Genomic DNA, 25,117 nt, shown 5'->3' on the forward strand with positions numbered 1-25,117 from the left:
GTGAGGGGCGGGCGGGTCAGCGCAGATAGTCGAAGAGCGACAGGCTGGAGAGCTTGGAGAAGCTCGCCTGGGTCGCCTGCAGGATCGTCATCGTCTTTTGCAGCTGGACGATCGTTTCGGTCGGATCGGCATCCTCGATATCGGCGCGCACCAGTTCGCGGTCGTCGGCGCTGGTCTTCAGCTGCGCGAGCTGCAGGTCGACGCGCACCTCGCGCGCGCCGAGCGACGTCTGCATCGCCGTCACCTGATCGCCGATCGTGCCGAGCGTATCGACCGCCTCGTCAGGGATCGGCTGGTCGCCGCGCAGCGCCGCGATGATCGCCGCCATGGCGGTGCCGAGGTCGGCGCCGTCCTTCACGCCAAGGAATTCGCGTGCGTTGACCGTCACCTCGACGCTCTGGCCGTCGCCGATCGGGATCGGTGCAGCCTTGCCGTCGGCAAAGGTCAGGGCGCCGGCGGCACCGGGCGTGACGGCGGCGCCGTCATCCTTGCCACCGAACAGCGGGAGGCCACGTGCATCCTTGCCGTTCGCCAGCGCGACGATCGATTCCATGATGCTGTCGAGCTCGGTCGCGATCACTTGCTTGGCGGCGGGCGAATTGGTGCCATTGCGGCCCTGGATCACCAGTTCGGAGGCACGTTGCAGCCGCTCGGTCATCGAGGACAGGTTGGTGCCGGCCTGTTGCAGCGTCGCCTGGGCGAGCTTCACATTTGCGGCGTCCTGCGTGCCATCGGCGTTGGCACGGTTGATCACCTGCAGCCGCTGGTAGCCGACGCTGTCGTCCGAGGGGGCGAGCAGTTTCTTGCCGGTCGCCACCTGTTCGTTGAGCCGATCGAACTGCGCCTGCAATTTCTGCATCGACGCGGTCGAGCGGTTGTAGAACAGGTTGGTGGAAAGATTGACGCTCATCAGCGGATATCCAGCAAGGTCTGGAACGTGTCGCGGGCGATCGAGATGACTCGGCTGGACGCCTGATACGCTTGTTGGAAGCGGAGGAGGTCGACTGCCTCGCGATCGAGATCGACACCCGAGATCGCGTCGCGCGCGGCGATCGCGCCGTCGTGGATAGCGCCCTGCGCCTCCGCGACGATACCGCGCGCCTGGATCGCGGCGGCATTGGTCGAGACCATGTTGCCGATCGTGCCTTCAAAGCGCGCGCTGGTGCGCAAATTCTCCAGCGCGGCGAGATTGGCGTTGCCGCGTGTCCCCTCATCCGGTGCCGCCGCGGCGATCCCGCGCGGGTCGGTCATCGTCATGGTGATGTCGGTGGGGGAGTCGCCGACGATGAACAGCGGCGCGCCGGCGGCATTGTCGAGCGTGCGGCCGCCGGCCTGCACCGCGTTGACGCCGGCGACAAACTCGGTGGCGAGCTCCGCAAGCTCGATCCGCGCGCCTGCGATCCGCTGCGCCCCGTCGGCGATCCCGCCGAGCGCACCGCCTTGCGGGGCCAGCACCGAAACCGTGTCGCCATTGGTGACGGCAAAGGCGACGGTGCCTTGCGTATTGCGCGCGTAGCTGACGGTCGCGACCTGATTGCCGCTCACCAGCGTCGTGCCCGCGCCGCCCCCGGCGCGCACGGTCGCGCGGCCGGCCGCGTCATAGGTGGCGGTGACGTCGACGAGGCCGCTCATCTGTTCGAGGATGGCGTCGCGCTGATCGGCGAGATTGACGGCGGCGTTGGTGTTGGGCGTGACTCGGCTCAGCCCGTCATTCACCTTGGCGAGCGCGGCAGACAGGCTGTTGAGATTGGCGACGGCGCCATCGGCGGTCGCATCCAGTTCCGCCGTGGCATTGGCGAGCGCGACGCCGGTGGCGGTGAAGGAGGCGGCGAGGGCGTTGGCCTGTTCCAGCATCACCGCGCGCGGCGCGGTGGCGGTCGGATCGGCGGCGACGCCCTTCGCGGCGTTGAAGAAGGCGGTGAGGCGGCCCTCCAGACCGGCGCCGGTCAGCGAGGACTGGATCCGGTCCATCCACACGCCGCCAGCCTCGGTCCGGGCAAGGTCGGCGCCGGCGGTGCGCACGGCGGCGGCCTTGAACTGGTCGGCGGCGCGCGTGACGCCGGTGACGAAGACGCCGTGGCCGGTCGCGCGGCCCGTCGTGCCCGACGCGCTGCTGATCTCCGTCGTCGTGATCGTCCGGCGCGAATAGCCCGTGACCCCGGCGTTGGCGATGTTCTCCGACACCACGCCAAGGGCGGTCTGATTCGCGCGGACGCCCGATGCGCCGATGGAAAGAAGGTCGCTCACGCGGGCCTTGTGGATCAGTCGTGGTTAAGGGGCGGTTGAAGCGCAGGCGCCGGTTCCGCGTCTTTTTGGCCGACGTTCTGATTTTCGGCGCTTGTTGCCGAAAGGCCACGCGACAGGAATTCGGTCATTGCCTTGCCGATGCCGAGCGGCGTGTGCTGCGCCATCTGCTGCACCATTTTCTGGTCCTGCATGTCGCGGAAGGTGTCGATCGCCTGGCTGTCGAACAATGGCTCGGCAAGCTTCGCCGCGCGCATCGATTTCAGCATCATGCCGGTGAACACCGCCTCGAACTGCTGCCCCGCGGCCTTCAGGTTTTCGCTGGACGCCTCGCGCTTCAGGCCCGAGTCGATGCCTGTGGTGCCGGAGACGCGGCCGATCTGAACGGGCCCGGTCACAGGACGATCAACTCCGCCTTGAGCGCGCCGGCTTCCTTCAGCGCCTCGAGGATGGCGACGAGGTCGGCCGGCGAGGCGCCGATCGCGTTCACTGCCTTGACGATGTCCGCGAGCTTCGGGCCGGGGGCGAGGAGGAACATCGGGCGATGCTCCTCATCCACCGCGACACCCGATTTCTGTTCGCGCGCGGTCTGGCCCTGGCTGAAGGGCGCGGGCTGGCTGATGCGCTGGTTCTCGTCGATCCGCACGGTGAGCTTGCCGTGGGTGACGGCGGCGGGGCCGACGCGGACCGCGGAGTTGATGACGACGGTGCCCGAGCGGGCGTTGACGATGACCTTGGCCGGCGGCTCTGCCGACACGACGTCGAGATTCTCGATCGTCGACATGAGCGTCGCGCGCACGTCGGCGCCGACCGGCGCGCGCACCGCGACCGACACCGCATCGACCGCCTGCGCCACGCCGAAGCCCAGCCGCTGGTTGATCGCCGCGGCGACATTCTGCGCGGTGGTGAAATCGGCGCGCTGGAGATTGAAGGTGAGATTGGGTGAATCGGCAAAGCCGGTGGCGACCGCGCGCTCGACGGTGGCGCCCTCCGGGATACGGCCGGTGGAGGGCGTGTTGACGACGATCTGCGAGCCGTCCTTGCCCTCCGCGCCAAGCCCGCCGACCGCGAGATTGCCCTGCGCCATGGCGTAGATCTGTCCGTCCGCGCCGAGCAATGGTGCCATGATCAGGCTGCCGCCGCGCAAGCTCTTCGCCTTGCCCATTGAGGAGACGGTGATGTCGATCCGCTGGCCGGGCTTGGCAAAGGCGGGCAGCTCGGCAGTGATCATCACCACTGCGGCATTCTTCAGCCCCTGGTTCGCATTGGGCGGCAGTTGCAGGCCGAAGCGCGATGCGACCGCCTTCATTGACTGCACGGTATATTCGAGATTGTCGTCGCCCGTGCCGGGCAGGCCGACGACGACGCCATAGCCGGTGAGCTGGTTCGAGCGGATGCCCTGGAAGCCGCCGAGATCCTTGATCCGGTCGGCGGTAGCGGGCGCCGCGACGCACAGCGCCGCGATCAGCAGCGCAGGAAGGGCGAGGAGGGTGCGGAACATGATCATCAGAAGGGGCTCACGACCTGGAAGAAGCGGCTGAGCCAGCCCTGCCGCCCGGCGCGCGCGACATCGCCCTTGCCGGTGTAGGCGATCTGGGCGTCGGCGACGCGGGTCGACGCCACGCGATTGTCGCGGTCCACGTCGGCGGTGCGCACCAGCCCCTTGATCTGGATGAATTCGTCGCCGCGGTTGAGCGTGACGCGCTTCTGCCCCTGAACCAGCATCGTGCCGTTGGAATAGACCTGCGCCACGGTGACCGAGATTTCACCCGAGAGCGAATTGGCCTGACCGGCCGTGCCGGTGCCGGCGAAATTGCGGTTGCCGCTGGCGCTGGCGTCGGTCGTGTTGAACAGGTTCAGCGGGCCAGTGGTCGGCGGGGTGATGCCGAAGCCGCCGCCCGAATCGAGCTTCGAGGTCGAGGACTTGGACGCCGCGGTCCGCTCCACCAGGACGATCGTCAGCGGATCGCCGACGCGGCGTGCGCGCCAGCCCTCATGCAGCGCGGCATAGCCATCCGCCGCCTGGAAGATCGCGCCTGTCGCCGGGGCCGGCGCCGAAGCGACGGGCAGGGGGTGGACGGCGGTGAAATCCTCTGCCGGTGCCTTCTTGCCGAACAGGCCGGCGTGGGCAGGCGCGGCGAGAAGCGCCAAAGTGCCGAATGCGGTGGCGAGCGGGAGCGTGCGCGACGTCATGGCCGGTCAGTCCTCAGATGTTCTGATTGACGTATTTGAGCATTTCATCGGTGGCCGAGATCATCTTGGAATTGACCTCATAGGCGCGCTGAGTCTCGATCATGTCGACCAGCTCCTCGACGACGTTGACGTTGCTTGCCTCCAGCATGCCCTGGCGGATCTTCCCGCGGCCGTCCTCGCCCGGAACGCCCATGTTGGCGGTGCCCGATGCGGCGGTTTCGACGAGGTAATTGTCGCCGATCGACTGGAGTCCGGCGGTGTTGGGGAAGCTGGCGACCTGGATCTGCCCGAGGTTCGATGCCTCCGCCTGGCCCGGGATCGATGCCGACACCGTGCCGTCCATGCCGATGGTGATCGCGGTGGCGTTTTCGGGCACGTTGATGCCCGGCATCACCTGATAGCCTTCGCTGGTGACCAGCAGGCCTTCGGGCGAGCGCGAGAAATTGCCGGCGCGAGTGTAGCCAAGCTGTCCGCCGGGCAGCTGCACCTGGAAATAGCCGTCGCCGTCCAGCGCCATGTCGAGGCTGTTGCCGGTGGTGGCGAGCGAGCCCTGCGTATCGATGCGGGCGGTGCTCTGCACGCGCACGCCGGTGCCGAGATTGAGGCCCGTGGCGTAGCGCGTTTCCTGCGTCGACTGCGCACCCGGCGCGGTGATCACCTGATAGCTCAGCGTCTCGAACGCCGCGCGATCACGCTTGTACCCGGTGGTATTCACGTTCGCGAGGTTGTTCGAGATCACCCGCATGCGCGTATCCTGAGCGTCGAGCCCGGTGCGCGCGATGTGCATGGCGGCGGTGGTCATGGTCTAGTTCCTTCTAATCGCGCGCGGGCTTAGCCGGGCATCCGCATGACGGAGGCGGCGCCTTCGTCCATGGTCTTGGCTTCCTTCAGCAGGTTCGCCTGGACCTCGTAGCTGCGCTGGTTCTCGATCATGTCGACGAGTACCTGGGTCATGTTGACGTTGCTTTGTTCGAGCGTGCCGGACGCGATCTTGGCGTCCATATTCTCCGGCAGCACGCCGCCCCCGCGCACGTGCATCAGATTGTCGAGGCCCTTCACCGTCGACGAGCCGCGGTCCGATACCAGCTTCAGCTTGTCGATCACCGTGACGTCGGTGGCAGCGCCGCCCTGCGGCACGATCGAAATCGAGCCGTCCGACCCGATCGAGAGCGAATTGTACGGCGGGATGGTGATGGGGCCCCCCGACCCCATCACCAGGTAACCGTCGCCCGTCTGCAACGTGCCCGATGCAGTGACGGTCAAGTCGCCGCGGCGCGTATAGGCTTCGGTACCGTCGGGCGCCTGTACCGTCAGCCAGGTGTCGGCATCGGTCAGCGCCACGTCGAGATTACGACCCGTCTGGATCATCGCGCCGACGCTGCGGTCGGCATCGGTAACTTCCTGCGCGGCCGGCGCGCGCGCATCGAAGCGTGCGCCGCCGCCCTTCAGTTCGATCCGGTCGAACACCACGCGATCGGCACGAAAGCCGGTCGTGGAGGCATTTGCCATGTTGTTGGCGATGGCGGCCTGCGCCGCCATGTGCGCCTTGAGGCCCGTCGCCGCCGTATAGACCAGCTTGTCCATCGTTCGATCGATCCAAAGGTGTTCCGTTCACGCCGAAGCGCAGACGGAACACAGCAAGAGTCAGGCCAGAATTACGCGCGGATGTTGAAGATCGTCTGCGAGATCTGGCTGGAGGTATCGAGCGCCTTGGCGTTCGCCTGGAAGTTGCGCTGAGCAGCGATCAGCTCGACCAGCTCCTCGGTAATGTCGACGTTCGATCCCTCGATCGTGCCCGACATCAGCTTGCCGAAGCCGTTCTCGTTCGCGGCGCCCATCGTTGCCGTGCCGGAAAGGCCGCTCGCGCTCCAATATTGCCCGCCGGTCTGGCGCAGGCCCGTCGGGTTGACGAAGTTCGCCAGTGCGACCTTGCCCAGCTTCACCGCGTCGCCGTTGGAATAGCTGGCGGTGATGATGCCGCTGTTGTCGACGGTGATGCCGGCGAATTCGCCGGGCGCGGCGCCGTTCTGCGCGCGCGAAGCGACGCTGAACGGCTGCTTTCCGGCGGTGGTGCCGGTCAGGTCGAAGCTGATCGGCGCGCGGGTCGCGTCGCCAGCGTCGGGGAAGGCGAGCGAGAAGGTGCCGCTGCCCAGCAGATTGCCGCTCGAATCAAAGGCGATGTCGGTGCCGCCCTCGTTCAGTTCGACGTCGCCGACGAAGCTGTGGACGGTCCATTCGCTCGCGGTGCTGGTCGCATCGGCCGGTGCCTTGCGCACGAAATAGTTGGTCAGCGTCTGCGGATTGCCGGCCGCGTCATAGATGGTGGTGGTCGTCGCGCTGCCGTAGCTGGCCGGATTGGTACGGTCGAACTCGACGTCCGATGCGGCGGCGCCGGCGTTCAGATTGGCCTTCAGCGACAGCTTGCTGGTCGCGATCGCCGCGCCGCTGCTGTCGGGCACGCGCACGTCAATGAGGGTGCCTGCGCCCGGCACGGTGCCGTCCGTCTCGACCGCATAGGCCTGCAGGCGGCTGCCCTGCGCATCGGTGATGAAGCGGTTGGGATCGACGCCGAAGCTGCCGTTGCGGGTGTAGGCGATGGTGGTGCCGCCGGGCGCGGTCGTCTTGACCGGGAAGAAGCCGTCACCGGCGATCGCGAGGTCGAGCGACGAGCCGGTCGTCACCAGGCTGCCCGCGCCGAACATCTGCTTGTTCTGCGCCAGCGCGGCGCCCGAGCCGGTCAGGCGGCGCGGATCGCTGGTGAAGTTCGATGCCATGATGTCGGTGAATTCGCTGCGGCTCTTCTTGAAGCCGTTGGTCGAGACGTTGGCGAGGTTGTGCGAGATGGTCGACATGTCGGTCTGCGCAGCCTGGAGGCCGGAAAGCGAAGTGTAGAAGGACATGAGGGAAGCTCCTGGAACGTGGGATAGGTGAGGGGAGAGGTCAGCCGATCTGGCGAACGGCGGTGGCGGGAACCTCACCGATCCCCGGCAAGGTGAGGACGGCAGCGCCGCTGGTGGTCGAAACGGAGGTGACGGGCGCCCAGACAAGGCTGTTGGCGGCGACCGAGCGGCTGCCGTCATTGGCGCTGATGCTGACCGTGAACGGGCCGGCGCCGGCATCGGCGCCGGCGGCGGTCTTGCCGTCCCAGTCGTAGCTGACGGTGCCTGCCTTTTGCGCGCCGAGATCGGCGCTGTGCAGCAGCTGGCCGTTGGCATCCGAGATCGCGACGGTAACGTTGCTGGCATCGGCGCCAAGCTCGATCGCGCCCGCGATACCGCCCGAGGCGCGGCCGTAAGCGACATTGCCCGGCGTCAGCACGGTGCGCCCGACATAGCTGACCGCATCCTGCATGCTGGTCGCGCCCAGCTTGTCGGCGATCGCCTTCAGCGTGGAACCCATTTCGGTGATGCCGGCGAGCGAGGAGAATTGCGCCATCTGCGCAACCATCTGCGTATTGTCGACCGGATCGAACGGATCCTGGTTCTTCATCTGCGCGGTCATCAGCTTCAGGAAATCGGCCTGGCCCATCGTCGGGGACTTGGCCGCGTTCTTTGCCGCCGTGTTCGCGGTGCTGAGGCCGAGGTTGCCGATTGTGGCGTCGAAGGAGGTCGCCATCTATCAGCGCCCCAGCTTCAGCGTGTCGACGATCAACGACTTGGCGGTGTTCATCACCTCGACGTTGTTCTGGTAGCTGCGCGCGGTCTCCATCATGTCGACCAGCTCGCGCGTTTCATCGACCGCCGACTGGTAAACAAAGCCGTCGGCATCAGCCATCGGGTTGTTGGGATCGCGGATCTTGATCGGGTCCTCACCGGCGGTGACGACGCGTTCCACGTTGACGGTAGCCATGCCGCTCGCCTGATCGAACTGTGTCCGGAACACCGGCTTCATGCTGCGATAGGCGGTTTCCGACGAGCCGGTCACCGCGCCGGCATTGGCGAGGTTCGAGGCGGTCGTGTTCATCCGCACGAGCTGCGCGGACATTGCGCGGCCAGCGACCTGGAAGATCGATAGAGGCTGGTTCGCCATGGGTTATTCTCCCTTCAGCGCGCGGGTGAGCTGGTTGATGCGGCCGTTCAGGAACGACAGCGTGGTCTGATACTGGACGGCGTTTTCGGCGAAGGCGGTCTGCTCCTTGCTGAGCTCGACCGTGTTGCCGTCCATCGAGGGCGAGTCGGGCGTGCGGTACAGTGTCGCCTGCTCGACGCCGCCCTGCCGCTCCACCGAGGCGAGCGCCTTGGTGAAATCGATGTCCTTCGCCTTGAAGTTCGGCGTGGAGGCGTTGGCGATGTTGGAGGCGAGCACGTTCATGCGCTGCGCCCGCACCTCGAGCGCCGCGCCATGAACCCCGAAAAGACTGCCGTTGGCCATTGGCCTGAAATCTCCTGCACGTGCCTGTGCGCGCAGTGTCCCAGCAAGGTGTGTGCCACTTCGCCTTGCCGGCAGAGCGCCACCCGCCAGCAAGGCGCGGGCGGCAAGATGTTGCCGGGCGGCCGGCAAGGTTGCCGGGTGGCGGCGGTGAGCCGGCGCGATTGCCGTATCAACAAGGACTTGGCCCGTGGGCGACGGAACTGGCCCGGCGCTTGCGTAGGCGCGGGGATGAACTTTGGTGCCTTCCTCGATCCAACAGCGCTTGCCATCGTGGGCGGCGGCACGGTGGCGTCGGCCATCCTGCGCAGTCCGCTGCGCGATGTGGGCCGCGCGATCGTCGCGCTGCGCGCTTTGCCGCGTCGCCCGTTCAGCGCCGATCCGCTGATCGAGCAGATCGGAGCGTTCAGCCGGATCGCGAAGCGGCACGGGGTCCTCGCGCTGGACCGATCGGTCATTGCCGACCCCGATGTTGCGGCGGCGATCGCCGATATCGTTGACGGGCACGGCCCGGCGCAGGTCGCCGCACGGCTGCACTATCTGCGTCGCGCGCGGATCGAGCGTCACGTGTCGGTTGCCGACATCTGGGCCGGCATGGCGGAAGCCGCGCCGTCGATGGGGATGGTCGGAACGTTGGTCGGGCTGGTCGCGATGTTCGTGCAGATGACCGATCCGCAAGCGATCGGTGGGGCGATGGCGGTGGCGCTGCTGGCGACGCTCTATGGCGCGTTGCTGGGCAATCTCGTCGCGCTGCCGATTGCCGCGCGGCTGCGGACGGCGGCGCGGATCGAGGCGTTCGAGCGCCAGCGGCTGGAGGCGCCGCTCGTCGCGCTGGCCGCGCGCGAGGAGCCGCAGCCGGTCAGCTTCTCGCCCGCGCGGCGGAGCGAGGCGGCATGACGACAGCCGACGACTTTCCCGTTGCGGCGGCGCATCGGCCATTGTGGCTGATCACGCTGGCAGACCTCGCGCTGCTGCTGGTCGGCTTCTTCGTGCTGCTCCACGCCAATCAGAATCTCGACCGCGCCGCGCTGATGCAGGGGGTGCGGGCCGCCTTTGGCGAGCCGGCCCCGGCACCAAGGCCGGATCCATTGCCGCTGGCTGCCGCCGGCATGTTCAACTTCGCACCCGGCTCTGCGCGCCTGCCGGGCTCGCCGGGCAGCCTTGTCGCCTGGGCTGAAGAAGCGGCGCGCGACCCGCGTGTGACGCTGCGCATCACGGGCGCGGTCGACGGGTCACCCGCCGATGTCGATCGCGCGACCGGCAGTGCTGCGGTGCTTGCCGCCGATCGCGCGCGCGCCGTCGCGGCCGCGCTTGCCCCGGTGGCGAATGGCGGCATCATCATCCTGACCGCCGACCGGCCATCGCGCCGGCAGGTCGTCGTTACCTTGTCCCTTACCGGAGAATCCATGTGATCGCGCTCGTCCTGGCGCTCGCTGCGCCTGCCACCGCCACTGCCCATCAGGATACGACCGCACTCGACAAGGCGGTCGCCGCCTTTGCCGGCAAGTCGATCGGCGAGGATGGCGGCCCGCGTGCCGCGATCGACCCGCGGCTGCGGCTGAAGCAATGTTCCACCGTGGCGCTGTCCTGGCGCACCGATGCGCATGATGCCGTGGTGGTGTCGTGCGCCGCGCCGGAATGGCGGCTGTTCGTGCCGATCCGCATGCCCGCCGGCGCGACGGTAGTGACCCGGCCGGGGGGCGCCGCCGCGGCGCCGGCCGCGATGGCGGAAAAGGTCATCAAGCGCGGCGATCCTTTGGTGATCGAGGCGGGATCCGACGGCTTTTCGATCACGCGCGAGGGCATCGCCATGGCCGACGCGGCAGAGGGCCAGCGCCTGATGGTGCGAATCGATGGCGGCAAGATGCCGGTGCAGGCAGTGGCCGTTGCCGCTGGTCGCGCGACCCTGCCCGGATGGGTGGAGTGAAAAAATTCCTAAAGGTGCCTCGCCGCCGGCCGTTTATGCCGGTGGGATCGAGGTGCAACGGGGATTTTTATGGTCGAACCGATCGGGACAAGACCGCGCGATCGCATCGCCGGGGTGTCGCGCGTAGCGACGCCGGCGGCCACCGCCAGCGTGACGAAACAGCCGCAGACCGCGCCGACGCCGACCGTCGCGGCGCAGCTGTCGGCCAGCGCGCCGGTCGATGTGGAGCGCGTCGCCAAGATCAAGGAAGCGATCGCCAAGGGCACCTTTCCGCTTTCCCCCTCCACCATCGCCGACGCGCTGATCGCCGCCCGCTACGAATGGATGTCGAATGACAAGGCGTGATGCCCTTATCCGCGTGATCGACACGCTGCACGGCGAGATCGCCGCGCTGAAGGCGAACAATGTCGCCGAGCTGGAAAAGGCGACCTCGGCAAAGCTGACCGCGATCGAGACGCTGCGCGGTCTGGGCGAGGGGCCCGCGGGGCCGGAGCTTCGCGATCTCGCCGACGAGGCCAACCGGCTCAACGACACCTGCCGGATTTACGTCAACCTGATGGCGGCCAATGTGCGCCGTCGCCTGCAGCTCCTCACCGGTGAGGACAGCAATTCCTATCGTCGGGCGCCGGCCTACGCCTGACCTGTCATCGTTCTGTGGTGCGGGCGGCGTTCGGCCGCGCAGCACCTGTTTGCCGTTCGACCTGGCGTGCCCCTGATCCCCCGCTGACGCACACGCCTTCTGGCACACTCCTTGCTGATCGTTCCTGCGAACAGGGAATGTTTCAGCACCGATGACCGTCAACGCTCTCAATGCCGCCGCTGGGCGGGTGCAGACCGCGATCCAGCGCGCCGCTGCCAAGACCGGGATCGATTTCGATTACCTGCTTGGCCAGGCGAAGGTGGAAAGCGGCTTCAACGCATCGGCGCGTGCGCGCACCTCGTCGGCGAGCGGCCTGTATCAGTTCATCGAGCAGAGCTGGCTGGCCGTGGTGAAGAACCATGGCGCGGAGCATGGCATGGGCTGGGCCGCGGACGGCATCCAGCGCAATGGCGCCGGCCGGCTGACGGTGAGCGATCCCGGCCTGCGCCGCGCGATCCTCGACCTGCGCAACAACCCCGAAGCCGCGTCGCTGATGGCGGCCGAACATGCGTCCGACAACAAGGATGCGCTGGAGGCGAGCCTTGGCCGCGAGGCGACCGGCACTGACCTCTACATGGCGCATTTCCTGGGGCTGGGCGGCGCCAAGCAGTTCCTGAAGGCAATGCAGGTATCGCCCGATCGCACCGCGGCGAGCATGTTCCCCGCCGCGGCCGGCGCGAACCGCAACGTGTTCTTCAACCGTGACGGCTCCGCCCGCTCGCTGTCCGACGTGTACGAGCGGTTCGGCGCGAAGCTGGGCGACGGGGCGGGGCCTGCCGGCAGCACCGGCAATGCCGGCAATTCGTTGCCGCGTCTGCAATTTGCCGCCCAGATGCTCGACATGGAGGGGGCGACGGTGGTCACCGGCGCGAACCAGTCCGCATCCGACGCGATGACCTGGGCCAATGCCGCCATGGGCCGGACCGCCAATCAGGCATCCGCGCAGGCAGCCAACCTGCTGCGCCCGTCGCCGGACAATGCGCGGCTGGCGTACATGATGCTCGCGAGCATGGGGGGCTGACCTAAGTGAAGCTGCTCGCCAATTCACGCCAGGTGGCGCTGCCCGCCGCGATCCTGCTGCTGGTGCTCGTGATGGTCGTGCCGATCCCGGCCTTCCTCCTCGACATCTTCTTCGTCGCCAATATCGCGATCAGCTTGGCCGTGCTGATGGTCGCGCTGAACGCGCAGAAGCCGCTCGACTTCTCGTCCTTTCCGACGGTGCTGCTGTTCGCGACGCTGTTTCGCCTGGGCCTCAACGTCGCGTCGACGCGCGTCGTGCTGGTGCACGGACATGAGGGCGAGGCGGCGGCCGGCCATGTCATCGAGGCGTTCGGCAGCTTCCTGATCGGCGGCGACTATATCGTCGGCATCTTCGTCTTCGCGATCCTGATGATCATCAATTTGATCGTGGTGACCAAGGGTGCTGGCCGCGTGTCCGAAGTGTCGGCGCGCTTCACGCTGGATGCGTTGCCCGGCAAGCAGATGGCGATCGACGCCGATCTCAACGCCGGCCTGATGACGCCCGACGAAGCGAAGAAGCGCCGCATCGAGGTGTCCACCGAGGCGGATTTCTACGGCTCGATGGATGGTTCGTCGAAGTTCGTGAAGGGCGACGCGATTGCCGCGATCCTGATCCTTGCGGCGAACATCATCGGCGGGTTGATCCTAGGCCCCGTCAGTCACGGGCTGTCGATCGCCGAAGCGGCCAAGACCTATACGCTGCTCGCGATCGGCGACGCGCTGGTCGCGCAGCTGCCGGCGCTGATGCTGTCGATCGCTGCCGCCGCGATCGTGACCCGCGTGTCGAGCGAGAAGGATCTTGCCGGCCAGATCGGCAGCCAATTCGGTAGCCCGCGCACCTGGACGCCGGTGGCCGGCATCCTTGGCCTGTTGGGCGTCATGCCGGGCATGCCGCACCTCATTCTGCTGCCCGCCGCCGCGATCGCCGGCTTCACCGCGTGGAAGCTGCACAAGATCGCGCAGCGCCCGGCGCCCATCGAGGAAGTCGCCGCGCCCGAGCCGGTCGACCAGTCGCGCATCGGCTGGGAGGAAGTGACCGACGGCATGATGGTCAACCTCGACATTGGCTATGGCCTCGTGCCGCTGGTCGACGAGCGCAAGGGTGCGCCGCTGATGGGCCGGATCACTGGCGTGCGCCGGCAGCTGTCGAAGGAACTCGGCTTCGTCGTGCCGCAGGTGAAGGTGCGCGACGACATCAACCTCGCTCCCTACACCTATCGCCTCCTCGTGGGCGGCGTGGTCGTCGGCGAGGATCAGGTGTCGCCGGACGAGATGCTGGCGCTCGACACCGGCACCGGCTTCGGCGAGTTGCAGGGCAAGAAGGCGAAGGACCCCACCTTTGGCCTCGACGCGACGTGGATCGCGCCGGGTGATGCCGATGCCGCGACCGGCGCGGGTTACCTGGTGGTCGATAGCGGCACCGTGATCGCCACGCACCTCAACCATGCGCTGGGCGCCAATGCCGCCGATCTGCTGGGCGCGGACGAGGTTCAGGCGCTGCTCGACGGGCTGAAGGAGCGCAACCCGCAGCTCGTCGCCTCGATGGTGCCGCAGCCGCTGTCGCTCACCACGCTGACCAGCGTGCTGAAGGCGCTGCTGAACGAAGGCATCACGCTGAAGGAATTCCGCCGTATCGCGTCGGCCATCGCGGTCGTCGCGCAGCGCACGCAGGATGCCGAGGAGATCGTCGAGCTGATCCGCCCGGAACTGGGCCCGCTGATCATCCAGAAATTGTGCGGCGTGCGCGAGCCGCTGCGCGTGATGACGCTGGAGGGTGGCCTCGAGGGCCTGCTTGGCCAGGCGATGCGGTCAGACCCGTCGCGCCGCCATGTTGTCGAGCCGGAACTCGGCCGCCGCATTGTCGATGCGCTGCAGCGCGCCGCCCAGCCGATGATCGCCGAGGCCAAGCCCTTCGCGCTCGTCGTTCAGCCCGCGATCCGCGTCGCGATCCGCAAGTTGGTCAAAACCTGTCTGCCGGATACCCCCGTCATGAGCTTCTTCGAAGTCCCCGAGGACAAGGCCGTCGAGGTCGTCGCCGTGATCGGCGCGAATGACACGCATCCTGCAATTGGTGCGGGCCAGCCGCAGATGGCGGTGGCGGCGTGAGCGCGATGCCGATGGCCGCCGCCTTTGCCGAGGCGATGCCGCTGACCTACTCGCCGCGGCAGCGCGCGCGTGACGAAGGGGCGTTGGTGCGCGAACACCTCCCGCTCGTCCGCCGGCTGGCGTGGCATGTCCATGGCAGCGTTTCGACCGCGATCGAGGTGGAGGATCTGGTGCAGACCGGGCTGGTCGCGCTGGTCGAGGCCGCGGGATCGTTCGAGGATCGCGGGCAGGTGACCTTCAAGCAATATCTCACCACCCGGCTGCGCGGGGCGATGATCGACGAGCTTCGACGCCACGCGGCGATGACGCGCGGGGCGATCAAGCGGCGGCGCGACTATGCCCGTACGGTGCAGACGCTGACCGGCGAGCTTGGTCGCCCACCCAAGGATGACGAGACGGCAAAGCGGCTGGGGGTGACGGTGGAGAAGCTTCGGCTGGATTACGCCGCCGCGGAGGCGGTGAAGTTCGAATCGATCGACGACGTTTATGTCGACGACCAGCCCTGGTTCGCCAGCGATGAGCCCAACGCGTTCGACCAGCTCGCCGAGGGGCAGCAGCGCGAGCGGCTGATTGCGGCGATCGCGGCGTTGCCGGAACGCGAACAGCTGGTGATCCAGCTTTATCATGTCGAGGAACTGAACCTCGACGAGATCGGCGAAGTGCTCGGTGTCGGCGCCGCGCGGGTGTGCCAGATCAAGAGCGCGGCACACGCGCGGCTGAAGAAGACGCTGCTGCGCGGCTGAGGCAACGAGCCGCGACGAGGCGGCTCTTGATCGATATCAAGCGGTTCGCTGGGAACACTCCCGCCGGGCTGCGCGTATCTCGGGCCCATGCCTCAGCCCGCTACACCGTTGTTTCCCTGGCGCCACGAGGATCAGGATCGATTCGAGCGCCTGCTTCAGGTCCATGTCGAGGATCGGCTATTTCCCTGCGTCGGTGCCAAGGCGGCGCTCGCCAAGGGGACGCTGAACGTCCTGGCCTGCAACCGGATCGACAGCGGGTGGGACGACCTGCGCATCCATGATGGCCTGCTGCGCTTTGCCTCCGCCTATCGCGAGGAGCCGGCACTGTTCCGCAGCTTTGCGGTGGTGTTCAACGGCCCCGAGGATCTCGACGAGCCGGCGTTCGAGCAGGCGCTGTGGGATCGCGTGCAATCCTTGTCTGACAAGGACGTGTGGCGCGGCCAGGAATATGACCATCGCGTCAGCCATGATCCGGAGGACCCGCATTTCTCGCTAAGCTTCGGCGGGGAGGCGTTCTTCGTCGTCGGGCTTCACCCCCATGCCAGCCGCCCGGCGCGCCGCTTTGCCAAGCCGGCGCTGGTGTTCAACCTGCACGACCAGTTCGAGATCCTGCGCGCCGAGGGCCGGTACGAGGGGATGCGCGAGAAGATCCTGATCCGCGACGAGGCGCTGGCCGGATCGCGCAACCCGATGCTGGCGCGCCACGGCACAGCTAGCGAGGCGCGGCAATATAGCGGTCGCGTGGTCGATGACGCCTGGGCCTGCCCCTTCCACTATCGCGGTGCTGATGACTGAAGCGACACGGATTCCCGAACGAAGCGGCACGGCCTTTCGCCTCGACAAGGGCGCCATTCTCGAAGTGATCGACCCGATGGGAGTGCAGGTGTCAGACCTGCTCGCCTTCAACGCCGATGACGTGGGGGAGGCGATCTCCTCGGGGCGGACGTTCGACTATGCCGAGACGATCTACCTGACGACCGGCCATGTGCTGTATTCCAACCGATCGCGCCCGATGCTGGAGATCATCGCCGACGATGTCGGACGGCACGATTTCCTGCTGACGCCGTGCAGCTATGACACGTTCCGGCATTTCTACCCGGACAAGCCGCTCCACCGCGGCTGCTTCGGCAATCTGGCGGAGGCGCTGGCGCCTTATGGCGTGACCGAGGACATGATCCCGTGCGCGTTCAACTGTTTCATGAACGTGCCGGTGAACGGCGAGACGGGGAAGCTGGAGGTGCTGCCGCCGATCAGCAAGGCGGGCGACAAGATCGTGTTCCGCGCGGCGATGGACCTCGTCATCGGCCTGACCGCCTGCTCGGCCTATTCGTCCAACGGCGGCAGTTTCAAACCAATCGACTATCGGGTGATCGCGGAAGGCTGAACCGGCCGCGAGTCATCCCGGACATGTGCGGGACACCGCACGACCGTCATCCCGGACTTGATCCGGGATCCCACTTCTTCTTCTTCTTGATCGCCGCAAAGCTAGCGGGACCCCGGATCAAGTCCGGGGTGACGATGCTTTTTGTACGGACGCCAGCTTTGGGTCCCACCCGCGCCACACGCCGAAAAACCCGGCGGCACGCGGCCACCGGGTTCCTCCGTCTGTCTCTGCTACGCTGAGCGGAGCGGCACCGACACCCATTTGGGGGCGATGCCGGTGCCGCCGACGGATTAGCCGAGAAGCTTCATCACGCCCTGCTGCGACTGGTTGGCCTGAGCCAGCATCGCGGTCGACGCCTGCGACAGGATCTGCGCCTTGGCGAGAGCGGTCGACTCTTCCGAGAAGTCTGCGTCTTCGATGCGGCTGCGCGCGTCCGACAGGTTGGTCATGTTTGAGGTCATGTTGCTGACCACGGACTCAAGGCGGTTCTGGCTAGCGCCGAGCGTAGCGCGCGCCGTTGCAACACTCTCAAGCTCGGTGTCGAGCGTAGCAAGCAGGTTGCTTGCTTTGGTGGCGTCCGAAATATCATACGAGCCTGCCGCGCCGCCATCAGCCGCGAGAGTGGTAAGATCCGCCATGGCTAGGTCAACAGTGTCTTCAGCCGTCGAGCCGGTCTGGATCGTGACCTTTTCGACAGTGCCGTCGAACAACTTCACCTTGTTGAACTCGGAGTTCTTGATAACCTGACCAATCTGGGCGGTAAGCTGGTCAACTTCGGCTGTGATGTTCTTACGATCGTCGTCGTCGTAAGTACCAGAGGCCGACTGAACCGCCAACTCGCGGATGCGCTGGAGCATGTTGCTCACCTCGTCCAGCGCGCCTTCGGCAGTCTGCGCCATCGAGATGCCATCATTGGCGTTGCGGATGCCCTGGTTCATGCCGCGGATCTGCGAAGTCATCGAGCTGGCGATGGCGAGGCCGGCGGCGTCGTCCTTGGCCGAGTTGATGCGCTTGCCGGTCGACAGGCGTTCCATGGCGGTCGAGAGAGCCGACTGCGCCTTGTTTGAAGCGTTGCTGGCGCGCAGCGACGAGATGTTGCTGTTGATCACGGTCATCGTACGTTCCTTTGTGGTTACGACCGCCCCGCCGCCCCCAGAGCGGAGGGCCGAGCCGTCGCCATACGAAACGGCCAAGGCACGGAAGCTTTTAGAACTTTTTTGCAGGCCGTCCGGACTGCCGGAAATGCGGCCCGCGCGCTCTGACGATGGGGGGCGATTGCCGGCAGCCGGCAAGAGTTGGCCGGCATTCCGGCAAGGCGGCAAGCGGCTGCCAGAGCCGGCTTCCTCGCGCGCGGGTCCGGGCAGGAGCGCGCCCGTTCGGGTATGCGCGGCGCGTTCGGGCGCATTTGCGCGCGCGATGCGCACCCGGAAAAATTCTGCCGGCCGGCTGCCGGCTCAAGAGGTCGTTAACCAACTAACGCCTAGAGACAGGATCATTCCGTGGGGGAAAAGTTTTGCGCTCGATCGTTCCGTCCGCTGCTGTTGCCGATACGCATGTCACGCTGGTTTCCTCGCTTCGCGCGCAGGGCTTTGTCGTTGCCGCGCCGTCCGGGCGCCCGCAGCCGGATACTGCGTGGCTGGTGGCCGAGGGCGAGGCCTCTCCCGTGCCGGCGCGCACTGTCATCCTGTCGCGCGGCGCGCCGCAGGTGACGCCGTTTCGCGATGGCGCGCCCGCGCGGCTGCGGTTCGATCATGCCGATTCGGTGGTCGGCAATGCCTTTGCCCGCGCGCTGGCGGGCGGCCCCGACCTTCCCACCGCCGCCGATCCCGAGACGCTGGCGCTGTTCGCGCTGGCCGAGCGCGTTGCCGCTGCCGACATCACCGTCCTGATCAACGGGCCGACCGGTACCGGCAAGGAAGTGCTGGCGCGCGCGATCCATCGCAATTCGGGGCGCGCGGACGGCCCGTTCATTGCGATCAATTGCGCCGCGCTGCCCGAAACCATGCTGGAAGCGATGCTGTTCGGCCATGTGAAGGGCAGCTACACGGGCGCGTCGTCGGGGGGCGAGGGCTTCTTCCGCGCGGCCAATGGCGGCACGATCGTGCTCGACGAAATCGCCGAGATGCCGCTGCCGCTGCAGGCCAAGCTGCTGCGTGTCCTGCAGGAGCGCGAAGTCGTTCCGATCGGCGCGACGCATCCGGTGCCGATCGACGTGCGCGTCGTCGCCTGCGCCAACCGCGACCTTCAGGAAGAGGTGGCCGCCGGCCGCTTCCGCGCCGACCTTTACTACCGCCTGTCGGTGTTTCCGCTCACCACGCGGGCGCTGGCGGATCGTGCGCAGGACGTGCCGGCGCTCGCCGCGACGATGATCCTGCGCCATGCCGGCGTTCGCGCCGTGGTGCCCTGGCCCTCCCACGAGGCGATCGCCAAGCTGGTTGCGCATGACTGGCCGGGCAATGTCCGCGAGCTCGAGAATGTTATCCAGCGCGCCCTGCTGTTCTGCGGTGGCGAGACGATCGAGGCCGATCACATCGTGTTCGATCGCGCCAGCGCGCCGCGCCCGTTCGTCTTTGCCGATGAGCCTGCGGCACCGGGCGCCACGACGCTCGGGTCGGTCGTTCGGCTGTCCGAATTTGCCGCGATCCGCGAGACTTTGAAGGCGTGCGGCGGAAATCGTATCGAAACTGCCCGCCGGCTCGGCATTTCGGAACGAACCTTGCGTTACCGTCTCGCGAAGGCGCGCGAGCAGGGTGAAGAGATCGCCGCGCCGCATGATCGGAGACTGACGGCATGAGCGGTGTTGGTGGTGTAGGCGGGGTCGACCGGGTGATGGCGCTGCGCGCCCAGATCCTGGAGCGCAACGCTGCGCTGAGCCGCGCGAACGCAACGATCGCGGCGGAGAGCGCGCCCGCTTCCGGCGCGCAACAGGCGGGAAGTTTTGCCGCGACGATGGAAAGCGCGCTTCAATCGGTGAACGCGCAGTCGCAGAAATCCTCCGCGCTGACCGAAGCCTATGAGCGTGGCGAGACGGTCGACATCGCCAAGGTGATGCTTGCCCGGCAGGAGGCCTCGGTCGGCTTCGAGGCGACGCTGCAAGTCCGCAACAAGATCCTGTCCGCGTACAAGGACATCATGAGCATGCCGGTCTGATATGGCTAACGCACTTGCCCCTACGAACCCCGGCCAGCCGAACTCGGTGATCCCGGAGCGCTTCGCGAACCCGCTGAAGCAGATCCAGGGCGTGTTCGCACAGCCCGCGGTGCGCCGTGCCGGCCCGATGGCGCTGATGGTCAGCCTGATCGGCGCCTCGGCGCTGGCATGGTCGGCGCTGTCCACGCCGCCGCAGAAGATGCTCTATTCGGGGCTGCCGGACGCCGACAAGGCGGCCGTCACCCAGGCGCTGTCCGCCGCGAGCATCACCAGCCACATCGACGAAGCAACCGATGCGGTGACGGTGAACGAGGAGGATTATTCCCGCGCGCGCCTGCTGCTGGCGGGCCAGGGCCTGCCCAAGGCAGCGCCGGGCGGCTACGCTATCCTCGATCAGTTGCCGATGGGCGTCAGCCGCGCCGTCGAGGGCGAGCGGCTGCGCCAGGCGCGCGAAACGGAGCTGGCGCGATCGATCCAGGAGATCGATGTCGTGACCGAGGCGCGCGTTCATCTCGCGATGCCGGAATCCAGCGTGTTCGTGCGCGACAATGCCCAGCCTTCGGCCTCCGTGGTGGTGAAGCTGCAGGGCGGCCGTGCGTTGAGCGAGGCGCAGGTGCAGTCGATCATCAACCTCGTCGCCTCATCGGTGCCGGGCATGAAGCCCGAGGCGGTGACCATCGTCGACCAGATGGGCGGCCTGCTCTCCAAGCCCGGCGGCATGGGGCAGAGCGGCACCGAGCAGCGGATCGCGCTGCAGCGGCAGGTGGAGGAAAAGTACCGCACGCAGTTGATCCAGCTGCTGACGCCGCTGGTGGGCGCCGGCAACTTCACCGCCGAGGTGCAGGCCGACGTCAACATGGACGAGACGTCCGCGACCCGCGAAAGCTACGAGAAGGAAGGCGCGCTGCGCGCCGAAACCGGCAATTGGACCGGCAACCAGGCGCCCGACAGCCAGGCACCCGGCGGCATCCCCGGCGCGCTGAGCAACACGCCGCCGCCCGCCGCAGCATTGCAGCAGCCGCAGGCCGCGACGGGCGCGAACGGTCAGCCCGTCGCTCCGGGCCAGCCGGTCGCTGGCGGCCCGGCCCCCAATCCGAACAAGCAATCCGATCAGTTCGCCCGCTCCTACGATCTGGGCCGCGAAGTGTCGGTGACGCGTGCGGCACCGGGGGGCGTCAAGCGCCTGTCGGTAGCGGTGCTGCTGCGCGAGCCTGAACAGGGCAAGCGCACCGCGATGGAGATCAACCAGATCACCCAGTTGGTCCGCTCCGCGGTTGGCTATGATCAGGGGCGCAATGATCAGGTGACGGTGATCAGCCGCAAGTTCGCCGGTGAAGGCGAGGGCGCCAGCGATGGTCCCGCCTGGTACGACAATAGCTGGATGCCGGTGATTGCGCGCAACGTGACCGCGATCCTGATCGCGCTGCTGGTCCTGCTGCTGGGCGTGCGCCCGCTCGCCAAGGCGCTGATGAAGAAGAAGGAAGAGGCGGAGGCACCGTCGCGCGCGATGCTTGCCGCGGGCGGCGAGGGCAGCGGTGACGGCATGGAGGGCACGATTGGCGCCGCCGAGATCGCCGTGGCACCGCCGGTGACCCTGGACGAGATCGAGGCGAGCCGCAATTACGACGAGCGGATCGGCAAGGTGCGCGGCTTCACCCGCGACAATCCGGCGCGCGCTGCGCTGGCGGTGCGCGACATGATGAAGGCGACCGCGCAGTGAGCGAGATCGCGCTGCGCACTTTTACCGGTACCGAACGTGCCGCGGTGCTGATGATGCTGGTGGGCGAGGAGGAGGCCGCGGCGATCCTCCAGAAGCTCGAGCCCGACGAGGTGCGCGAGCTGGGCCGTGCGATGTACACCGTCGCCGACGTCAGCGAGGCGGACGTGGAGGGCGTGCTCGACGATTTCGTCGGGCGCGCGCGTGAGCGGACCGGCATCACCTTCGACCCCAAGCCCAAGATCGAGGCGGTGATGCACCGCGCGCTGGGTCAGGAGAAGGCGGAAAGCGTGCTGGCGCGCATTACCCCGCCGGAAGCGGCATGCGAGATCGAGCTGCTCGACTGGCTGGACGCGACGGACATCGCGGCGATGATCGAAAAGGAGCACTTGCAGGTCTGCGCCTTGCTGATCGCCAACCTTGATCCGGCGGTCGGGGCGCAGGTGCTGGAATTGCTGCCCGACGCGGCGCAACCCGAGATCCTGCACCGGATCGCGAAGCTTGGCCCGATCACGCCCGAAGCGGTCGAGACGCTGAAGACGATGATCGGCAGCCGCGCGGTGAGCGCTGCGCAGGGCACGCAGGTGAAGCTGGGCGGTACGCGCGAGGCGGCGAAGATCCTGCAGGGCGCACGCAAGGCGACCGAGCAGCGCGTCATGCCCAAGCTGTTCAAGCTGGACAAGGAAACCGCACGGGCGATCGAGGAGGCAATGTTCGTCTTCGACAATCTGCTCGACATGGACGACAAGAATTTGGGCACGCTGATCCGCAACATCGACAGCGACATCCTGACCCGCGCGTTGAAGGGCGTGGATGAGGCGGCGCGCAACCGCTTCCTCGGCTGCATGTCTGCCCGTGCGGCCGACGGCATCCGCGACGAGATGGAAGCGCGTGGCCCGATGCGCCTGTCGGAAGTGCTCGACGCGCAGAAGGCGATCATCGCCATTGCCCGTACGCTCGCCAAGGATGGCACGATCATGATGGGTGGGGGCGAGGACGATTATGTCTGAGGCAGCCAGGTCGGGGACGGCCACGTCGGGGACAGCCACGTCGGGGACAGGGGCCAATGTGTTCGTCGCCGGCTTCGCGCCGCGCCAGGATGATGCCGCGCTTCGCCTGCAGAGGGTGTTTGCCGAACGCGCGCCGGGCTTCTCGCCCGGTGACATGATCGCGCGGATCGAGGAGGCGTTCTGCGCCTCGTCGCAACCGCATGGCATGGCGGATGGGGCAGAGGATCACGCCGAGGCAGCGGCTGCTGAGGCTCTGGACGAAACGGCGCACATCGATCCGGTCGTCGCCGCGATGGCGGACGTGCCGATGATCGATCGGCTGGCGGAGGCGCATCAGGCCGGTTTTGATGCCGGCTATGCTGCTGCCCGGGCCGAATATGCCGCGTCGGTCGAGCGTGACTCGGCGTTGGTGCAGGGGATCCTTGCGGCGCTTCGCTCTGACCAGCGCGTCGATCGCGAGCGGACCGCCGCGCAGCTGCGCCAGACGGTGCTGCACCTTGTCAGCGGGCTGATCGACCAGGTCGGCATTTCGGGCGATCTGCTCGCCGGGCGGGTGGACGCGGCGTCGGATCTGCTGGCCGACCAGTCGGAAAGCGCCATCCTGCGCGTGCACCCGGACGATGTCGCGCTGCTGGACGGACGCCTTCCCGACACGATCTTTTCCGTCGGTGACGCGTCGCTTGGGCGCGGGTCTTTCGTGCTCGAGGCGGCTTCCACCATTGTCGAGGATGGCCCTGACCTGTGGCTCGAACAGTTGACCAGCACGCTCGAGAAGGTTGCCGTTCCCGCGCTCTGACCCGTCCGCTCGCTGGCAGCGACCATTTGGACGGGCCGCTTTTTTCCAGGATAGTAGATGCTCCACCGCTTCACTGCCGATTATCTGGAATCGCTGGGCAATGCCGATTTCCGGCCTGCGCCGAAGGTCGCGGGGCGGCTGGCGTCCTATGACGGCCTTTTGATGGAGGCGGTCGGGCTGACGCTGCCGGTCGGCACGGTCTGCCGCATCGGTGATGCGGGTGTCGGTGTGGAGGCGGAGGTAATCGGCTTTCGCAATGGCCGCACCCTTCTGATGAACCTTGGCGGCCCCGCCGCGCTGCTGCCGCAGATGCCGGTGCGCCCGACCGGCGCGCCGGGCGAGGCGGAAGTGGGCGAGGCGCTGCTCGGCCGGGTGGTCGACGGCGCGGGCAATCCGATCGACGGGCTGGGTCCTATCCGCGGCGCCGGCCGCTGGCCGCTGGCCGGCAAGCTCCAGTCGCCGCTCGATCGTGGCCGCGTGCTCGAGCCGCTGGATGTCGGCGTGCGCGCGATCAACGGGCTTCTCACCATCGGCAAGGGCCAGCGCGTCGGCATCATGGCGGGTTCGGGCGTCGGCAAGTCGGTGCTGCTGGGCATGATGGTGCGCGCGGCCAAGGCGGACGTGATCGTCATCGGCCTGATCGGCGAACGCAGCCGCGAAGTTGCCGACTTCCTGGAGACCAAGGTGGCGGGCGAGGCGCGCCAGCGTTCGGTGGTCGTCGCGGTGCCGGCCAATCATTCCCCGGTGCTGCGCATCCGCGGCGCCCTTCGCGCGACTGCGATTGCGGAGGCGTTTCGTGACGAGGGCAAGAACGTGCTCCTCATCATGGATTCGCTGACCCGCGTGGCGCATGCCGGGCGTGAGATCGGGCTCGCGCTGGGCGAGCCGGCGTCGGCGCGCGGCTATCCGCCGTCGGCAATCGCGATGCTGCCGAACCTGATCGAGCGCGCCGGGACGGATGTGAACACCGGCGGCGCGATCACCGCGATCTACACGGTGCTGGCCGATGGCGATGACGGCAATGATCCGGTGGTCGATTCCGCCCGTTCGATCCTCGACGGCCATATCGTGTTGAGCCGCGCGCTGGCCGAACATGCCGTCTATCCCGCGATCGACGTGTCGAAGTCGGTCAGCCGCGTGATGACCGACATTGCGGCAAAGGCGCATGTTCAGGCCGCGCGCGTGCTGCGCCGGCACTTGGCGACATATGAGGAAAACCGCGATCTGGTGCTGATGGGAGCCTATCGCGCGGGCGCCGATCCCGCGATCGATGCGGCGATCGCCTATCACCCGGCAGTGATGGAGTTCATCCGGCAGGATTCTGACGCCAGCGTCTCGCTGGACGATGCGGTGACCGAGCTGACCGGCGTCTTCGGCGATGGATAACAAGAAGCTCCAGCGCCTCCACCGCGTCCGCACGCTGCAACTGGGCATGGCGCGGGCGGCGGAAAGCCGTGCGCATGAGCAGGTCGCGAGCGAGACCGCGCTGTCGCAGCGGATCGCACAGCTCGCCTCCGCCGTGGCACCGGGAGAAGGGCCGGGCGCTGCCGTCTCCTTTGCGGCGATGGCGCATTACCGCGAAAAGCTGCACCGCAATGCCGAGGTGATCGAGAACCGCGTGCGGACGGCGGCGGCGGAAGCGGACCGCGCGAGCGAAGCCACGCGATCTGCGAAGCGCGATCAGAGTGCGGTGGAAAAATTGATCGCGCGTGGCGAGGCAGAGGCGGCGCTGCGCGCCATCCGGGCGCTGCAAGATGCGCCTCCGACGCGCAAGGTTCGGCACGATCCTTGCTGATCATTAGGTCGGTTCTTCACGACG

29 protein-coding genes are annotated in these 25,117 nt (G+C 67.3%); 17 read left to right on the forward strand and 12 right to left on the reverse strand.

Annotation, left to right across the window (positions count from 1 at the left end; genetic code table 11):
- Window positions 1-16: 16 nt before the first annotated feature.
- From XM50_RS04640 to XM50_RS04690, 11 genes are all read right to left on the reverse strand, one after another.
- The gene (locus tag XM50_RS04640; RefSeq protein ID WP_046407762.1) at window positions 17-910 is read right to left on the reverse strand and encodes a flagellin N-terminal helical domain-containing protein; all 894 of its coding nucleotides are present in this window, start codon (window positions 908-910) and stop codon (window positions 17-19) included.
- Window positions 910-2,247 (reverse strand): flagellar hook-associated protein FlgK, encoded by a 1,338-nt coding sequence (gene flgK / locus XM50_RS04645; protein WP_046407764.1) that lies wholly within the window; start codon window positions 2,245-2,247, stop codon window positions 910-912. Before flgK ends, XM50_RS04640 begins: the two co-directional genes overlap by 1 nt.
- A gap of 14 nt (window positions 2,248-2,261) precedes the next feature.
- Complete coding sequence (locus XM50_RS04650; protein WP_082102714.1) at window positions 2,262-2,642, reverse strand: rod-binding protein; 381 nt, start codon at window positions 2,640-2,642, stop codon at window positions 2,262-2,264.
- A complete protein-coding gene (locus XM50_RS04655; protein ID WP_046407878.1) occupies window positions 2,639-3,745 on the reverse strand; it encodes a flagellar basal body P-ring protein FlgI in 1,107 nt (368 codons plus the stop codon). The genes XM50_RS04650 and XM50_RS04655 overlap by 4 nt, the downstream gene beginning before the upstream one ends.
- Before the next feature lie 5 nt (window positions 3,746-3,750).
- Complete coding sequence (locus XM50_RS04660; RefSeq protein WP_046407765.1) at window positions 3,751-4,437, reverse strand: flagellar basal body L-ring protein FlgH; 687 nt, start codon at window positions 4,435-4,437, stop codon at window positions 3,751-3,753.
- A 13-nt stretch (window positions 4,438-4,450) separates the two neighbouring features.
- Window positions 4,451-5,239, reverse strand: a complete 789-nt coding sequence (gene flgG, locus XM50_RS04665; RefSeq protein WP_046407767.1) for a flagellar basal-body rod protein FlgG — start codon at window positions 5,237-5,239, stop codon at window positions 4,451-4,453.
- Window positions 5,240-5,268: 29 nt separating this feature from the next.
- Window positions 5,269-6,021 (reverse strand): flagellar basal body rod protein FlgF, encoded by a 753-nt coding sequence (locus XM50_RS04670; RefSeq protein ID WP_046407769.1) that lies wholly within the window; start codon window positions 6,019-6,021, stop codon window positions 5,269-5,271.
- A gap of 71 nt (window positions 6,022-6,092) precedes the next feature.
- The gene (locus tag XM50_RS04675) at window positions 6,093-7,337 is read right to left on the reverse strand and encodes a flagellar hook protein FlgE (RefSeq protein ID WP_046407771.1); all 1,245 of its coding nucleotides are present in this window, start codon (window positions 7,335-7,337) and stop codon (window positions 6,093-6,095) included.
- 40 nt (window positions 7,338-7,377) lie between these two features.
- Entirely contained in the window at window positions 7,378-8,052 is a 675-nt protein-coding gene (locus XM50_RS04680; RefSeq protein WP_046407773.1) for a flagellar hook assembly protein FlgD, read from the reverse strand.
- A gap of 3 nt (window positions 8,053-8,055) precedes the next feature.
- The gene (gene flgC, locus XM50_RS04685; RefSeq protein WP_046407775.1) at window positions 8,056-8,466 is read right to left on the reverse strand and encodes a flagellar basal body rod protein FlgC; all 411 of its coding nucleotides are present in this window, start codon (window positions 8,464-8,466) and stop codon (window positions 8,056-8,058) included.
- A 3-nt stretch (window positions 8,467-8,469) separates the two neighbouring features.
- Window positions 8,470-8,808 (reverse strand): flagellar basal body rod protein FlgB, encoded by a 339-nt coding sequence (locus XM50_RS04690; RefSeq protein ID WP_046407777.1) that lies wholly within the window; start codon window positions 8,806-8,808, stop codon window positions 8,470-8,472.
- 228 nt (window positions 8,809-9,036) lie between these two features.
- Between XM50_RS04690 and XM50_RS04695 the strand changes: the two genes are divergently transcribed.
- The 10 genes from XM50_RS04695 (at window position 9,037) to XM50_RS04740 (ending at window position 16,625) form a co-directional block, all read left to right on the forward strand.
- Window positions 9,037-9,702, forward strand: coding sequence for a motility protein A (locus XM50_RS04695; RefSeq protein WP_046407779.1), 666 nt, complete (start codon window positions 9,037-9,039; stop codon window positions 9,700-9,702).
- Window positions 9,699-10,217, forward strand: a complete 519-nt coding sequence (locus XM50_RS04700) for a flagellar motor protein MotB (protein WP_197075363.1) — start codon at window positions 9,699-9,701, stop codon at window positions 10,215-10,217. The genes XM50_RS04695 and XM50_RS04700 overlap by 4 nt, the downstream gene beginning before the upstream one ends.
- Window positions 10,214-10,732, forward strand: a complete 519-nt coding sequence (locus XM50_RS04705) for a flagella basal body P-ring formation protein FlgA (protein ID WP_231621856.1) — start codon at window positions 10,214-10,216, stop codon at window positions 10,730-10,732. Before XM50_RS04700 ends, XM50_RS04705 begins: the two co-directional genes overlap by 4 nt.
- 69 nt (window positions 10,733-10,801) lie before the next feature.
- A complete protein-coding gene (flgM, locus tag XM50_RS04710; protein WP_046407782.1) occupies window positions 10,802-11,077 on the forward strand; it encodes a flagellar biosynthesis anti-sigma factor FlgM in 276 nt (91 codons plus the stop codon).
- The gene (locus XM50_RS04715; RefSeq protein WP_046407784.1) at window positions 11,064-11,372 is read left to right on the forward strand and encodes a hypothetical protein; all 309 of its coding nucleotides are present in this window, start codon (window positions 11,064-11,066) and stop codon (window positions 11,370-11,372) included. The genes flgM and XM50_RS04715 overlap by 14 nt, the downstream gene beginning before the upstream one ends.
- 151 nt (window positions 11,373-11,523) lie before the next feature.
- Complete coding sequence (locus XM50_RS04720) at window positions 11,524-12,393, forward strand: lytic transglycosylase domain-containing protein (RefSeq protein WP_046407785.1); 870 nt, start codon at window positions 11,524-11,526, stop codon at window positions 12,391-12,393.
- Between the two features lie 5 nt (window positions 12,394-12,398).
- On the forward strand, window positions 12,399-14,498 hold the full coding sequence (flhA, locus tag XM50_RS04725) for a flagellar biosynthesis protein FlhA (protein WP_046407787.1): 2,100 nt from the start codon (window positions 12,399-12,401) through the stop codon (window positions 14,496-14,498).
- Between the two features lie 5 nt (window positions 14,499-14,503).
- Window positions 14,504-15,241 (forward strand): sigma-70 family RNA polymerase sigma factor, encoded by a 738-nt coding sequence (locus XM50_RS04730; protein WP_082102724.1) that lies wholly within the window; start codon window positions 14,504-14,506, stop codon window positions 15,239-15,241.
- Window positions 15,242-15,328: 87 nt separating this feature from the next.
- Window positions 15,329-16,036, forward strand: coding sequence for a guanitoxin biosynthesis heme-dependent pre-guanitoxin N-hydroxylase GntA (gntA, locus tag XM50_RS04735; protein WP_046407789.1), 708 nt, complete (start codon window positions 15,329-15,331; stop codon window positions 16,034-16,036).
- Window positions 16,029-16,625, forward strand: a complete 597-nt coding sequence (locus tag XM50_RS04740) for a DUF1989 domain-containing protein (protein ID WP_046407885.1) — start codon at window positions 16,029-16,031, stop codon at window positions 16,623-16,625. Before gntA ends, XM50_RS04740 begins: the two co-directional genes overlap by 8 nt.
- A gap of 290 nt (window positions 16,626-16,915) precedes the next feature.
- Here the strand turns inward: XM50_RS04740 and XM50_RS04745 are convergent, their stop codons facing one another.
- Window positions 16,916-17,740: a flagellin N-terminal helical domain-containing protein gene (locus tag XM50_RS04745; protein WP_046407791.1), complete on the reverse strand. Its 825-nt coding sequence runs from the start codon at window positions 17,738-17,740 to the stop codon at window positions 16,916-16,918.
- 398 nt (window positions 17,741-18,138) lie between these two features.
- On the opposite strand from XM50_RS04745, the gene XM50_RS04750 reads away from it, so the two are divergent.
- Genes XM50_RS04750 through XM50_RS04780 form a run of 7 tightly spaced genes read left to right on the forward strand, consistent with a single transcriptional unit; the run spans window position 18,139 to window position 25,093 of the window.
- Window positions 18,139-19,419, forward strand: a complete 1,281-nt coding sequence (locus XM50_RS04750) for a sigma-54 interaction domain-containing protein (RefSeq protein WP_046407793.1) — start codon at window positions 18,139-18,141, stop codon at window positions 19,417-19,419.
- On the forward strand, window positions 19,416-19,775 hold the full coding sequence (gene fliE / locus XM50_RS04755) for a flagellar hook-basal body complex protein FliE (RefSeq protein ID WP_046407795.1): 360 nt from the start codon (window positions 19,416-19,418) through the stop codon (window positions 19,773-19,775). The genes XM50_RS04750 and fliE overlap by 4 nt, the downstream gene beginning before the upstream one ends.
- A gap of 1 nt (window position 19,776) precedes the next feature.
- Window positions 19,777-21,495: a flagellar basal-body MS-ring/collar protein FliF gene (gene fliF / locus XM50_RS04760; RefSeq protein ID WP_046407797.1), complete on the forward strand. Its 1,719-nt coding sequence runs from the start codon at window positions 19,777-19,779 to the stop codon at window positions 21,493-21,495.
- Window positions 21,492-22,502, forward strand: coding sequence for a flagellar motor switch protein FliG (gene fliG, locus XM50_RS04765; RefSeq protein ID WP_082102716.1), 1,011 nt, complete (start codon window positions 21,492-21,494; stop codon window positions 22,500-22,502). The genes fliF and fliG overlap by 4 nt, the downstream gene beginning before the upstream one ends.
- Window positions 22,495-23,298, forward strand: a complete 804-nt coding sequence (locus tag XM50_RS04770) for a FliH/SctL family protein (protein ID WP_052742434.1) — start codon at window positions 22,495-22,497, stop codon at window positions 23,296-23,298. The genes fliG and XM50_RS04770 overlap by 8 nt, the downstream gene beginning before the upstream one ends.
- A gap of 57 nt (window positions 23,299-23,355) precedes the next feature.
- Entirely contained in the window at window positions 23,356-24,684 is a 1,329-nt protein-coding gene (locus tag XM50_RS04775; RefSeq protein ID WP_046407801.1) for a FliI/YscN family ATPase, read from the forward strand.
- Entirely contained in the window at window positions 24,677-25,093 is a 417-nt protein-coding gene (locus XM50_RS04780) for a hypothetical protein (RefSeq protein WP_046407803.1), read from the forward strand. The genes XM50_RS04775 and XM50_RS04780 overlap by 8 nt, the downstream gene beginning before the upstream one ends.
- The last annotated feature ends 24 nt before the right edge of the window (window positions 25,094-25,117 follow it).

It is taken from the genome of Sphingomonas sp. Ag1, assembly GCF_000980895.1.
Classification (GTDB): Bacteria; Pseudomonadota; Alphaproteobacteria; order Sphingomonadales; family Sphingomonadaceae; genus Sphingomonas; species Sphingomonas panaciterrae.

Coding starts and splice junctions, on each gene's coding strand:
- XM50_RS04640 (WP_046407762.1), bottom strand. CDS start 910: ATGAGCGTCAATCTTTCCACCAACCTGTTCTACAACCGCTCGACCGCG.
- XM50_RS04655 (WP_046407878.1), bottom strand. CDS start 3,745: ATGTTCCGCACCCTCCTCGCCCTTCCTGCGCTGCTGATCGCGGCGCTG.
- XM50_RS04660 (WP_046407765.1), bottom strand. CDS start 4,437: ATGACGTCGCGCACGCTCCCGCTCGCCACCGCATTCGGCACTTTGGCG.
- flgG (WP_046407767.1), bottom strand. CDS start 5,239: ATGACCACCGCCGCCATGCACATCGCGCGCACCGGGCTCGACGCTCAG.
- XM50_RS04670 (WP_046407769.1), bottom strand. CDS start 6,021: ATGGACAAGCTGGTCTATACGGCGGCGACGGGCCTCAAGGCGCACATG.
- XM50_RS04675 (WP_046407771.1), bottom strand. CDS start 7,337: ATGTCCTTCTACACTTCGCTTTCCGGCCTCCAGGCTGCGCAGACCGAC.
- XM50_RS04680 (WP_046407773.1), bottom strand. CDS start 8,052: ATGGCGACCTCCTTCGACGCCACAATCGGCAACCTCGGCCTCAGCACC.
- flgC (WP_046407775.1), bottom strand. CDS start 8,466: ATGGCGAACCAGCCTCTATCGATCTTCCAGGTCGCTGGCCGCGCAATG.
- XM50_RS04690 (WP_046407777.1), bottom strand. CDS start 8,808: ATGGCCAACGGCAGTCTTTTCGGGGTTCATGGCGCGGCGCTCGAGGTG.
- XM50_RS04695 (WP_046407779.1), top strand. CDS start 9,037: ATGAACTTTGGTGCCTTCCTCGATCCAACAGCGCTTGCCATCGTGGGC.
- XM50_RS04700 (WP_197075363.1), top strand. CDS start 9,699: ATGACGACAGCCGACGACTTTCCCGTTGCGGCGGCGCATCGGCCATTG.
- flgM (WP_046407782.1), top strand. CDS start 10,802: ATGGTCGAACCGATCGGGACAAGACCGCGCGATCGCATCGCCGGGGTG.
- XM50_RS04715 (WP_046407784.1), top strand. CDS start 11,064: ATGACAAGGCGTGATGCCCTTATCCGCGTGATCGACACGCTGCACGGC.
- XM50_RS04720 (WP_046407785.1), top strand. CDS start 11,524: ATGACCGTCAACGCTCTCAATGCCGCCGCTGGGCGGGTGCAGACCGCG.
- XM50_RS04730 (WP_082102724.1), top strand. CDS start 14,504: ATGCCGATGGCCGCCGCCTTTGCCGAGGCGATGCCGCTGACCTACTCG.
- gntA (WP_046407789.1), top strand. CDS start 15,329: ATGCCTCAGCCCGCTACACCGTTGTTTCCCTGGCGCCACGAGGATCAG.
- XM50_RS04740 (WP_046407885.1), top strand. CDS start 16,029: ATGACTGAAGCGACACGGATTCCCGAACGAAGCGGCACGGCCTTTCGC.
- XM50_RS04745 (WP_046407791.1), bottom strand. CDS start 17,740: ATGACCGTGATCAACAGCAACATCTCGTCGCTGCGCGCCAGCAACGCT.
- fliE (WP_046407795.1), top strand. CDS start 19,416: ATGAGCGGTGTTGGTGGTGTAGGCGGGGTCGACCGGGTGATGGCGCTG.
- fliF (WP_046407797.1), top strand. CDS start 19,777: ATGGCTAACGCACTTGCCCCTACGAACCCCGGCCAGCCGAACTCGGTG.
- XM50_RS04770 (WP_052742434.1), top strand. CDS start 22,495: ATGTCTGAGGCAGCCAGGTCGGGGACGGCCACGTCGGGGACAGCCACG.
- XM50_RS04775 (WP_046407801.1), top strand. CDS start 23,356: ATGCTCCACCGCTTCACTGCCGATTATCTGGAATCGCTGGGCAATGCC.
- XM50_RS04780 (WP_046407803.1), top strand. CDS start 24,677: ATGGATAACAAGAAGCTCCAGCGCCTCCACCGCGTCCGCACGCTGCAA.